This window comes from Streptomyces sp. NPDC003697, assembly GCF_053587115.1.
On record NZ_JBSFNN010000133.1, the window covers coordinates 1 to 11,588 of the forward strand.

At 75.5% G+C, this 11,588-nt stretch carries 8 protein-coding genes and 1 pseudogene; 4 read left to right on the forward strand and 5 right to left on the reverse strand.

The window, feature by feature from the left end; translation table 11 throughout:
• Window positions 1-146: 146 nt before the first annotated feature.
• Window positions 147-530, reverse strand: coding sequence for a cold-shock protein (locus tag ACWDNY_RS30255; RefSeq protein WP_451649006.1), 384 nt, complete (start codon window positions 528-530; stop codon window positions 147-149).
• A gap of 165 nt (window positions 531-695) precedes the next feature.
• Between ACWDNY_RS30255 and ACWDNY_RS30260 the strand changes: the two are divergent.
• Window positions 696-932, forward strand: a pseudogene (locus ACWDNY_RS30260) (hypothetical protein); the annotation flags it as partial.
• A 73-nt stretch (window positions 933-1,005) separates the two neighbouring features.
• Here ACWDNY_RS30260 and ACWDNY_RS30265 read toward each other — a convergent pair.
• Entirely contained in the window at window positions 1,006-1,665 is a 660-nt protein-coding gene (locus ACWDNY_RS30265; protein WP_451649007.1) for an HAD family hydrolase, read from the reverse strand.
• A gap of 108 nt (window positions 1,666-1,773) precedes the next feature.
• The gene (locus ACWDNY_RS30270) at window positions 1,774-2,796 is read right to left on the reverse strand and encodes a hypothetical protein (RefSeq protein ID WP_451649008.1); all 1,023 of its coding nucleotides are present in this window, start codon (window positions 2,794-2,796) and stop codon (window positions 1,774-1,776) included.
• Window positions 2,797-2,959: 163 nt separating this feature from the next.
• On the opposite strand from ACWDNY_RS30270, the gene ACWDNY_RS30275 reads away from it, so the two are divergent.
• Together ACWDNY_RS30275 and ACWDNY_RS30280 are read left to right on the forward strand one after the other, a co-directional pair.
• A complete protein-coding gene (locus ACWDNY_RS30275) occupies window positions 2,960-5,566 on the forward strand; it encodes a helicase-associated domain-containing protein (protein ID WP_451649009.1) in 2,607 nt (868 codons plus the stop codon).
• Between the two features lie 75 nt (window positions 5,567-5,641).
• A complete protein-coding gene (locus ACWDNY_RS30280) occupies window positions 5,642-7,285 on the forward strand; it encodes a DNA repair helicase XPB (protein WP_451649010.1) in 1,644 nt (547 codons plus the stop codon).
• On the opposite strand, the gene ACWDNY_RS30285 is transcribed toward ACWDNY_RS30280, so the two are convergent.
• Together ACWDNY_RS30285 and ACWDNY_RS30290 are read right to left on the reverse strand one after the other, a co-directional pair.
• Window positions 7,243-8,427, reverse strand: a complete 1,185-nt coding sequence (locus ACWDNY_RS30285; RefSeq protein WP_451649011.1) for a glycosyltransferase 87 family protein — start codon at window positions 8,425-8,427, stop codon at window positions 7,243-7,245. The genes ACWDNY_RS30280 and ACWDNY_RS30285 overlap by 43 nt on opposite strands.
• An 18-nt stretch (window positions 8,428-8,445) precedes the next feature.
• Window positions 8,446-8,625, reverse strand: a complete 180-nt coding sequence (locus ACWDNY_RS30290; protein ID WP_451649012.1) for a hypothetical protein — start codon at window positions 8,623-8,625, stop codon at window positions 8,446-8,448.
• A 541-nt stretch (window positions 8,626-9,166) separates the two neighbouring features.
• Here ACWDNY_RS30290 and ACWDNY_RS30295 point away from each other — a divergent pair.
• Window positions 9,167-11,170: a HelD family protein gene (locus ACWDNY_RS30295; protein WP_451649013.1), complete on the forward strand. Its 2,004-nt coding sequence runs from the start codon at window positions 9,167-9,169 to the stop codon at window positions 11,168-11,170.
• Window positions 11,171-11,588: the final 418 nt, after the last annotated feature.

An 11,588-nucleotide genomic window follows, 5' to 3' on the forward strand; every position in this document is an offset into this window, starting at 1 on the left:
GAGCGGAGCCGAGAGCTTGAGTGGGGGTCCCCCCTGCTCGAGCGGAGCCGAGAGCTTGGGTGGGGGTACCCCCTGCTCGAGCGGAGCCGAGAGCTGGGGGGAGCGTGCCGGGCGTCGCGACGGGACGAACGTCGCCCGCCGCGGCACTAGACGTCCAGCTGGTCGGCGACCGCGCGCAGCAGGCCGGCGATCTTCTTGCCGGAGGCCCTGTCGGGGTAACGGCCCTTCTCGAGCGACGGCAGGATGTTCTCGAGGAGGGTCGTCAGGTCCTGGACGATGCCCGCCAGCTCGTCCGGTTTCCTGCGCTGCGCCGCCGCGACCGAGGGGGCCGGTTCGAGGAGCGTCACCGTCAGGGCCTGGTCGCCGCGCTGTCCGGCCACGACACCGAACTCCACCCGCTGGCCCGGCTTCAGCGTCTCGACTCCGGCGGGGAGGACCGAGGAATGGACGAAGACGTCACCGCCGTCGTCGCGGGAGAGAAAGCCGAAGCCCTTCTCGCTGTTGAACCACTTGACCTTGCCGGTAGGCACCGCTGTCCTCGTCCCCGTACTCGTCGGAAAACTGCTTCTGAAAACGGCTCTTAATAGCACTGGGGCGGGCCGCGCCGGACCCGCCGACCACCAGGCTAATGGTCTTCGTCCTGGTGACAAGACGCTGCCCGGTTGTTCCTCCGCGCTGGGAACTACCCTGGTGGGGTGCGTGACAAAACCCAACCGAATTCCGCCTCGGCCGGCGACCGGCTGATTCGCGCCGGTGCCGTCGTGTTCTTCGTGGGCGCGGTGGCCACCGTGGTCACGGTGGCGCCGCTGTTCCTCGGCGCGCGTCCTTTTCCCACCTACATGTTCGGACTGAGCATGCTCATGGGTGTCGGGTTCCTGATCGCGGCCGCGGGTGTCCTCCGATCGGTCGCGGCGGGCCGCCGTCAGGCGCGCGGCGACTCGCGTCAGGGGCCGGATCACCGGCGGCTGTCGGCGCGGGAGGCGGCCCCGGCGAACGCGGGACGCCCTACGACGGCAGAACATCCCCCGAACGAGTGACTCCGTCCGCGTGAGCGGCGCCGTACTCCGCGAACCAGTCGGGGAACCGGGTGAGATCCGGCAGCACGACGTCGGCTCCGGCCGCGCGCAGTTCCTCGACGCCGTACGGCCCGGTGGCCACCGCGACCGACAGCGCGCCGGCGGTCCGGGCGCCGCGTATGTCCCCCAGGTGGTCGCCGACGTACACATGCGTGCCGTGCGCGCGCAGCGCCTCGGCCTTCTGCTCGGCCCACAGGTTCCCGACCACCGCGTCTGCCTCGATGCCCAGGTGCTCCAGGTGCAGCCGGGCGTGCGGTCCGTGCTTGCCGGTGACGACGACCGCCCGTCCGCCGGCCGCCCGCACGGCCGCCATCGCCTCGCGGGCACCGGTCAGCGCGGATGCCGCGGCGACCGCTGTGGCGGGGTACATCTCGCGGTACAGCCGGATCATGGCGTCGACCCGGTCGGCGGGGAACCAGTTCGCCAGCTCGTGCGCGAGGGGCGGCCCGAGCCGGGTGACCACCAGGTCGGCGTCGATGTGGGTGCCCGTCCGCCGGGAGAGCGCCAGGTAGCAGGCGCGGATGCCGGCGCGCGAGTCGATGAGGGTCATGTCGAGGTCGAAGCCGACGCTCAGCGGACGAGAGGTCATGGGGGCCATTGTGCCCAGCCGGTACGGCCGGGAGGCCCGAAGCTCATGTGACATACACCTATGTGCCCGCCCGGCCGCCTCCTCCTCTCTCGCGTTCCCTCCCTGCCCCTACCGCTGCCGCTGCGAGCGCCACACCAGGAACAGCGCCGACAGCCCCGCCGCGGCCCGGACCACCCACGGCCAGGTCTCGCCGACCGCCTCGTTCAGGTGGCCCTGGGCGAGGGGAGCGCCCCAGCGCCCGTTCGCGCGGCCCCACAGCCACACGACTCCGGCCGCGACCGCCAGTCCCGGCAGGCCCGCCACCGCCCACTTCGACTCCCGCGGGGTCAGCCGGCGGGAGGCGTAGGCGATGACCCAGCCGAGCAGGAGGGCGAACCACTTGCCGAGGACTGCGCCGAGCACCAGCAGGCCGGCCGCGAGCAGCAGCAGGGGGTTGCTCCACCCGCCGGTGCGCAGGCGCGGCAGCCGTACGCGCCGGGCCGCGGCCTGCTCGGCGGGCGCGGGCTCACCGGTCTGCTCGACGGCCGGTGCGGGCGCCGGGCCGGCCGGCCGCGCCGCTTCCCTCGGCGGCGGGGGCTTGAGCAGCTCCGGGATCTCCACCCCGCCGACGAAGCCCGGCACCTCGTCGCCGGCGCCGAAGGGGCCGGTCTGCGTCCGCCACCAGTCGGGCACGGTCGCCGAGTCGCCGAGTTCGGCCGCGCTCGCCAGATGCGGCGGGGACGGGCCGTCGGGTGGCGCGGGGCTGGGCTCCGGCCGGGCGGGACGCGGTCGCGGGACCATCCGGCGCAGGCCCTTCGGCCGGTCCCCCTCCGCACGCGCGGCCTCCTCCGCCGCTGCGTCGCGCTGGACCGGCACGGCGGCGACCGGGGGCGGCACGACGGCCCCGGCGGTGCCGCCCGCCGCCGGGCCGCCGGCGGCCGTGACGATGTCGTCCGGGCTGCCGAGACGGTCGAGGATGCGACGGACGGCGGCGGGGCTGTCGACGGTGACTCTGGCCCGGCGCCGGTCGATCTCGTTGCGCAGCTCCGACACCAGACGCATCCGGGTGGCCGAGGGCAACTGGCGCTGCTGGGCGACGTCCCCGACCCGGCTCAGATACTCGTAGACGACCTGGTCGCTCTCGATTCCCACGAAGTCCCCTCCGGGGCGGCGGCGATGAAACCCCGTGGGGACGAAGTTAGCGCAGCCGGACGTCACTCGGCCGCCCGCCGTGCGCGGCCCGGGCCCGGGAAGCCGGCCGGCCGCGCCCCCGCGTCCCGCCGACCCGCCGGGGGGACCCGCTACCGTGGGCAGGATGAGGAGTGATGAGACAACGGCCGCCCCGCGTTCGCTCGCGGAGGCGCTTCGCGCGCGCGACGACGCCTCCCTGGCCGCGCTCCTGCGCAGCCGGCCCGACCTCATCACGCCCGTCCCGACCGACCTGACCCAGCTCGCCACCCGCGCCGGGACCCGGGCGTCGGTGGTGCGCGCCCTGGAGCGGCTGGACCGGTTCGCCCTGCAGACGGCGGAGGCCCTGGCGGTCGCGCCGGACCCGGCCACGTACGACGAACTGCTCGGCCTGCTGGCCGGCGACGCCGGTGACCCGGCCGTGGCCGCCGCGCTGCCGCGTGCCCTCGGCACGCTGCGCGAGCAGGCCCTGGCCTGGGGCGGCGACGACCGGCTGCGCCTGGTGCGCACGGCCCGCGAGCTGCTCGCGCCCTCACCGCAGCACCCGTCCCCGACGGGTCTCGGCCCGGCGGTGCGGGAGGCGACGGCGGGCATGTCGCCGGGCCGCATCCAGGAGATCGTCACCACCGCCGGACTGCCGTCGACACCCGACTCGGTGTCGGCCGTGGCCGCGCTCACCGCGCTGTTCACGGACCGGACCCGGATGGCCGCGCTGCTGGCCGGCGCCCCCGCCGGCTCACTCGACGTCCTGGACCGCCTGGTCTGGGGCCCGCCCTACGGCCAGGTCACCGCCGACCCCGCGCCCCGGCTGCGCTGGCTGCTCGACCGCGGCCTGCTGCTGCCGACGGCCCCGGGCACGGTCGTCCTGCCCCGCGAGGTCGCCCTGCACCTGCGCGGGGGCCGCGCCCACCGCACTCCCGAGCCCGTCCCGCCGCCCGTCGAGGCGGCGGCGGCCCACGGCGCGCGGATGGTGGACGCGACGGCGGCCGGGCAGGCGTACACGGCGCTGGCGACCGTCGAGGAACTGCTGAAGGACTGGGACGAGGGCGGGCCGGGCGTGCTGCGCGCGGGCGGGCTGAGCGTGCGCGACCTCAAGCGGACGGCGGTCGCGCTCGACGTGCCCGAGCCGGTGGCCGCCTTCTGGGTCGAGCTCGCCCACGCGGCGGGCCTGCTGGCCTCGGACGGGGGCATGGGCACCACACAGGGCGCGCGGGCGGCCGGGGAGGACGAGCGGTACGCGGCGACCCCGGCGTACGACGAGTGGCTGGAGCAGCCGGCGGCCGAGCGGTGGGCGCTGCTCGCCCAGGCCTGGCTCACGGCGACGCGGACGCCGGGGCTGGTCGGCGAGCGGGACGCCAAGGACCGCACGCTGTCGGCGCTGGGCCCGGGCCTGGACCGCTCGGCGGCGCCGGAGGTGCGGCACCGGGTGCTGACCCTGCTGACCGCGCTGCCGCCCGGTACCGCGCCGACCGCCGACTCCGTGGTGGCCCGGCTGCGCTGGGAGCGTCCGCTGCGCGGCCCGCAGCGGGAGGGCGACCTGCGCACCCGGCTCGCCCGGTGGACGCTGTCGGAGGCGGAACTGCTGGGCGTCACCGGCCGGGGTGCCCTGTCGGCGCACGGCCGGGCCCTGCTGGGCGCACCGCCGGCGCCGCCGCCCGCCAAGGCGCGGGAGGCCGAGCCGGCGGGCCCCGGTGACAAGCTGCCCGTCCACCACCACCGGCCGGCCGCCTCGCCGGATCCCCTCTCCCCCGCCGGGCAGGCGGTCACCGCCGCCCCCGCGCAGGCCGGTGCGTCCGCCGCGGCGGCGGCCCGTGCGCTGGCGCCGCTGCTGCCGGAGCCCCTGGACCACGTCCTGCTCCAGGCGGACCTCACCGCGGTGGCGCCCGGCCCGCTCCAGCGGCCGCTCGCCGACATGCTGGGCCTGGTCGCGGATGTGGAGTCCAAGGGCGGCGCGACCGTCTACCGGTTCACCCCGGCGTCCGTGCGGCGGGCCCTGGACGCCGGGCGCACCGCCGCCGACCTGCACGCCTTCCTCGCGGAGCACTCCCGCACGCCGGTGCCGCAGCCGCTGGCGTACCTCGTCGACGACGTGGCCCGCCGCCACGGGCACCTGCGGGTCGGCGCGGCCTCGTCGTACGTGCGCTGCGACGACGACGCGGTGCTGAACGAGATCCTGGCCGACAAGCGGTCCGGCGCCCTGCGCCTGCGGCGCCTCGCCCCGACCGTGCTGGCCGCGCAGGCCGACCCGGCGACGTTGCTGGAGGGGCTGCGCGCGATGGGGTACGCGCCGGCCGCCGAGTCGGCCGAGGGCGACGTCCTGGTGACCCGCGTGCACGCCCACCGCACCCCGCCGCGCACCGCTCCGCAGCCGGTCCCGGACGGCCCGCCGCCGCCCGACGCGACCCTGCTGTCCGCCGCGATCCGGGCGATCCGCGCCGGCGACCTGGCCTCCACCACCCCGCGCAAGCCCACCTCGGCCCCGGCCGCCGAGGGCGGGCTGCCCCGCACCGGCTCCGCCGAGACCCTGGCCACCCTGCAGGCCGCGGTGCTCACCGGCGAGGCGGTGTGGATCGGCTTCGTCAACGCCGAGGGCGCCGCCAGCCAGCGCGTCATCGCGCCCGTCCGGGTCGAGGGCGGCTTCGTGACGGCGTACGACCACACCGCGGACGAGGTGCGCACCTTCCCCCTGCACCGGATCACCGGCGTGGCGGAGCTGGCGGACGAACAGCCGTGATCACGGGCCGGTGAGGCACACTGGACGTTTGGCCGCCGTCAGGCCAGGCAGCTCCATGCAGAAAGGCAGCCGCGCGTGAATGGTCCGTTGATCGTCCAGTCAGACAAGACCCTGCTCCTCGAGGTCGACCACGACCAGGCCGACGACTGCCGCCGGGCCATCGCCCCCTTCGCGGAACTGGAGCGGGCGCCCGAGCACATCCACACCTACCGGGTGACCCCGCTGGGCCTGTGGAACGCGCGCGCCGCCGGGCACGACGCCGAGCAGGTCGTGGACGCGCTCGTGCAGTACAGCCGCTACCCCGTCCCGCACGCGCTGCTCGTCGACATCGCCGAGACCATGGAGCGCTACGGGCGGCTGACCCTCAGCAAGCACCCGGCACACGGCCTGGTCCTGACGACGACGGACCGGCCGGTGCTGGAGGAGGTGCTGCGGTCCAAGCGGATCGCGCCGCTGGTGGGCGCCCGGATCGACCCGGACACGGTGGCGGTGCACCCCTCGGAGCGCGGTCAGATCAAGCAGACGCTGCTGAAGCTGGGCTGGCCCGCCGAGGACCTCGCCGGATACGTCGACGGCGAGGCGCACCCGATCGAGCTGCGCGAGGACGGCTGGGCGCTCCGGGCGTACCAGAAGCAGGCCGTGGAGAACTTCTGGCACGGCGGCAGCGGCGTCGTCGTCCTGCCGTGCGGCGCGGGCAAGACGCTGGTCGGCGCCGGCTCGATGGCGCAGGCGAAGTCGACCACGCTGATCCTCGTCACGAACACGGTCTCCGCCCGGCAGTGGAAGCACGAGCTGGTGAAGCGGACGTCGCTGACCGAGGACGAGATCGGCGAGTACAGCGGCACCCGCAAGGAGATCCGGCCGGTCACCATCGCGACCTACCAGGTCCTGACGACCAGGCGGAAGGGCGTCTACCCGCACCTTGAACTGTTCGACTCCCGCGACTGGGGCCTGATCGTCTACGACGAGGTGCACCTGCTGCCCGCGCCGGTGTTCAAGTTCACCGCCGACCTGCAGGCGCGGCGGCGGCTGGGCCTGACGGCGACGCTGGTCCGGGAGGACGGCCGCGAGTCGGACGTGTTCTCCCTGATCGGGCCGAAGCGGTTCGACGCGCCGTGGAAGGAGATCGAGGCGCAGGGCTACATCGCCCCCGCCGACTGCGTCGAGGTCCGGGTGAACCTCACCGACTCCGAGCGGCTGGCGTACGCCACGGCGGAGACGGAGGAGAAGTACCGCTTCTGCGCGACGACGGCGACCAAGCGGAAGGTCACCGAGGCCCTCGTCCGGCGGTTCGCCGGGCAACAGATCCTCGTGATCGGCCAGTACATCGACCAGCTCGACGAGCTGGGCGAGCACCTGGGCGCGCCCGTGATCAAGGGGGAGACGTCCAACGCGCGGCGGGAGAAGCTGTTCGACGCCTTCCGCGAGGGCGAGATCAACGTGCTGGTCGTGTCGAAGGTGGCGAACTTCTCGATCGACCTGCCGGAGGCGACCGTCGCCATCCAGGTCTCGGGCACCTTCGGCTCCCGCCAGGAGGAGGCCCAGCGCCTCGGCCGCGTCCTGCGGCCCAAGGCCGACGGCCACCAGGCCCACTTCTACTCGGTGGTGGCGCGGGACACCATCGACCAGGACTTCGCCGCACACCGCCAGCGCTTCCTGGCGGAGCAGGGCTACGCCTACCGGATCGTCGACGCCGACGAGATCCTCGCCGAGAGCTGATGCGCGGGCCGTCCGGCGGCCGGACGGAGGCGGTGGGCGGCCACCGCCAGCAGGGCCAGCCCCAGCAGCGTGTACGGCGCCGCCAGGGGCTGCTCCCACCACGGCACGCGCAGGTCCAGGTCGCCGTCGTGCGGGACCATCCACATCGTGCGGGCGGTGAACACGAGCGCGGTGAGCGCCGCCCAGCGGCGGCGGCCCGACGCCAGCAGCACGGCGATCAGCGGGACGCACCACACCCAGTGGTGGGACCAGCTGATCGGGGAGACGAGCAGGGCGGTCACGGCGGTCAGCAGGATTCCCCACCGCTCGTCGGCGGCGCGGCAGGCGAGCCACAGGCCGACCGCGGCGACCGCGAGTGAGGGCACCACCCAGGCCGCGCCGGGCGCCGCGTCCCGCAGCGCGCGGGCGACGACGCCCTGCACGGACTGGTTGTCGATGATGTACGGCTTGCCCACACGACCGGTCTCGAACAGGCGGCCGGTCCAGAAGTCGGCGCTCGCCGCGGGCAGGACGACGACCCCGGCGGCGACGGTCGCGGCGAACGCGGCCGTCGCCGTGGCCGCCTCGCGCCGGCGCCCCCGCAGCAGCAGGTAGACGACGAACAGGGCCGGGGTCAGCTTGATCCCGGCCGCGACCCCGAGCGCCGCTCCCCCGGCGCGGGCGCCGGGCGGGCGGGTGAGGTCCCACAGGACCAGGCAGGCCACGGCGAGGTTGACCTGGCCGTAGACGAAGGTCTGGAAGACCGGCTCCAGCCAGAGCGCGAGGGCGGTGGCGGCGCACACGGCCGGCAGACCGGCCGGGCGGCCCGCGAGACGTGCGGAGAGCCGGACGAGCCAGGCGAGCAGGAGCGCGTTGCCCGCGAGGAACGCCGCTTTCAGGACCGCGGTGGGAAGCCACGCGGTCGGCACGAACAGCAGCGCCGCGAACGGCGGGTAGGTGGCCCACAGGTGCCACTCGGTGACCGCCGCACCGTAGAGGTCGCCGCCGTGCAGGGCGGCCCGCCCCTCGGCCCGGTAGACCAGCGCGTCCGACATGTCGAAGTCCCGGACGGCGCAGAGGGCCACCAGGGCGCAGAAGGAGAGGGCGGGAAGGGCGAGGGCGGTCGCCGCACGCGACCGGGAGGCCACCGTCCGTTCTGGCACGGGGGCGACCTTAGCCGGTCACCTGTGGCGTACGCCCGCCTCCTCGCCGTACTCGCCGAGGATGACGACGTCGAAGGCGGCGCCCACGAACACCTTGACGGCACGCAGGGCGTCGCCCAGACGGTGGCGGTGATCGCCCTGCACAGCCGTGGCACCGGCCGGGCGGGCGGAGCTTGGGGGGGTGGTCGCTGCGCTCATGACTGACTCAAGGGTGCTTCCCGGAACCCGAGACCTGGATCGGTCCGCGGTACCGCCTCATCGGCTTCCGCGTACCCCTCCGACGGGAGCCGACCCACGCCCACGGCGGGCCGTTCCCCCACGGGCGGCCGCCCGCGTGCGCCGCCCGCGTGCGCCGCTCGGGGGCGCGTGCGCCGCGGGGCCCGCGCAGGTGGTGGGACATCCGCGGCGCCCGGGAAATCCGTTGGCCTTTGTCTCCCTCCACGACCTAGAATCTCCGCTCTTGCCCGCCTCCCCGCCGGGAGCGCCGTCGTCCGCACGGAAACCGGACGGCATCCAGGAGTCACCGCGGCGAGCCGGCGACGTGCGCCCTCCTCCGCGTCGCTCCTCCCGCACCAGGCCAACCGGAGGCACCCCCTTGTCCCCCTCGCCCCCCGCGTCCTCCGCCGCGACGGACGCCGACCCCGCACGCCCCGCCGTCACCGGACCCGCGCAGGCCGCCGACGACCCGCTCGCACGGGAGCGGTCCCACCTGGCCGCCTCCCGCGCCGCCCTGCGCGCCATGCGGGAGGACGTCGAGGCGCTCGACATCCGCGACGTCGCCGCGAACTGGGTCAACGCCCAGGTCCTCGCCCGCCAGGTCGACGAGCGCATCAAGGCACTGGCCGACCTCAGCGACACCCCCCTGTTCTTCGGCCGGCTCGACTACCTGCACGCCCCGCCGCTCCCGGCGTCGCCCGAGCGGGGGAGTACCCGCGGCGCGGGCGGCCGGGCGGAGGGGGCCGCGGGCGAGAGGTTCTACATCGGGCGCCGGCACGTGCACGACGCCGACGGCGACCCCATGGTGATCGACTGGCGCGCACCGGTCTCGCAGCCGTTCTACCGGGCGTCCAGGCAGGACCCGATGGACGTCGCGCTGCGCCGCCGCTTCGGCTACACGGGCGGCGACCTCACGGCGTACGAGGACGAGCACCTGTCCGACCCGGCCGAGGCGGCCGGCGCGAGCAGGCTGCTCCAGCAGGAGATCGAGCGTCCGCGCGTGGGCCCGATGCGCGACATCGTGGCCACCATCCAGCCCGAGCAGGACGAGATCGTCCGGTCCGGCCTGTCCGGCACGGTCTGCGTGCAGGGCGGCCCCGGCACCGGCAAGACCGCCGTGGGCCTGCACCGGGTGGCCTACCTGCTGTACGCCCACCGGGAGCGGCTCGCCCGGACGGGCACCCTGGTCATCGGGCCGAACCGGTCGTTCCTGCACTACATCGAGCAGGTGCTGCCCGCGCTCGGTGAGCTGACCGTGCAGCAGGCCACGGTGGACGACCTGGTGGCCCATGTGGAGGTCCGGGGCACGGACGACGCGGCAGCCGCGCTCGTCAAGGGCGACGCGCGGATGGCCCAGGTGCTGAGGAAGGCCCTGTACGCGCACGTCGCCGTGCCCGCCGAGCCGGTCGTGGTGGTGCGCGGCTCGCGACGCTGGCGGGTCCCGGCGTACGAACTGCAGGAGATGGTCCGGGAGCTGCTGGACCGGGGCATCCGCTACGGCGCCGCCCGCGCGGCCCTGCCGCAGCGCATCGCGCACGCGGTGCTGGTGCAGATGGAACGGGCGGGCGAGGCCCCGGACGACCGGGTGCAGGACGCCGTCGCCCGCAACGCGGCCGTCAAGGCGGCCGTCAAGGCGGTCTGGCCGGAGGTCGACCCGGCGAAGCTGGTGCTGCGGCTGCTGACGGACGCGGACTTCCTCGCCGCGCACGCCGACGGGATCCTCACCGAGGAGGAGCAGAAGACGCTCCTGTGGGCCAGGCCCGTCCGGTCGGTGAAGTCGGCCAGGTGGTCGGCCGCCGACGCGGTGCTGATCGACGAGGCCACCGACCTGGTGGAGCGCACCCACTCCCTGGGGCACGTGGTCCTGGACGAGGCCCAGGACCTCTCCCCCATGCAGTACCGGGCCGTCGGCCGGCGCTGCACCACCGGCTCGGCCACCGTCCTCGGCGACCTGGCGCAGGGCACCACCCCCTGGGCGACGCGGACCTGGCAGGAGGCCCTCGCGCACCTCGGCAAGCCGGACGGTGCCGTCGAGGAGCTGACGTCGGGTTTCCGTGTGCCGACGGACGTCATCACCTACGCCTCCCGCCTGCTGCCGCACATCGCGCCGGGTCTGACCCCGGTGGCGTCGGTGCGGGAGAACCCGGGCCTGTTCGCCGTCCGCGCGATCACCGGCGACGCGGACGTGGTCGCGGCCTGTGCGGAGCTGCTGCGTCACGAGGGCTCGACCGGCCTCATCGCCGCCGACGCCCGCGTCCCGGCGCTCGCGGCCGCGCTGTCGGAGGCCGGGATGACGTATCTGGCCCCCGGCGAGGAGACGACCCGGGAGACCCGGCTGACCCTGGTACCGGCCTCGCTGGCCAAGGGCCTGGAGTACGACTACGTCGTCCTCGACGAACCGCGGGCCGTGGTCGACGGCGAACCCGACGAACGCACCGGCCTGCGCCGCCTCTACGTCGCGCTGACCCGGGCGGTGTCGGGCCTGATCGTCACCCACATGGCCCCGCTGCCGGCGCAGCTGTCCTGACCGGGGCGCTGCGTCGAGGGGGCGGGCCCGGACCCGGTCGTCGGCGGTGACACGGCCGGCGCCCGGCGGACCGGCGGCGGCTCCGGCGAGGAGACGGGCTCGGCTCCGACGTCCGCGGCGGCCGGCGCACGACGAACCGGCGGGGCGGCTCCGGCCAGGCGACGGGCTCCGGCCCGGTGCCCGCGGGGGCCGGCGCCCGGCGGGACGGCGGACCGGCTCCGACGAGGAGACGGGCTCGGGTCCGGCGTCCGCGGCGGCCTGCGCGGGCCGGCGGCCGGCGCCCGGCGGACCGGCCCCGCGGCCCGGGAGAGCCGGGACGGCCGGCTAGTGCCGCGGCAGGCAACGTTTGCCCGTCAAGGAGCGGCGTCCGGTGCGTGCTCTCGGCGTGCCGGCCGGACGCCCTCGTACTGGATGTACT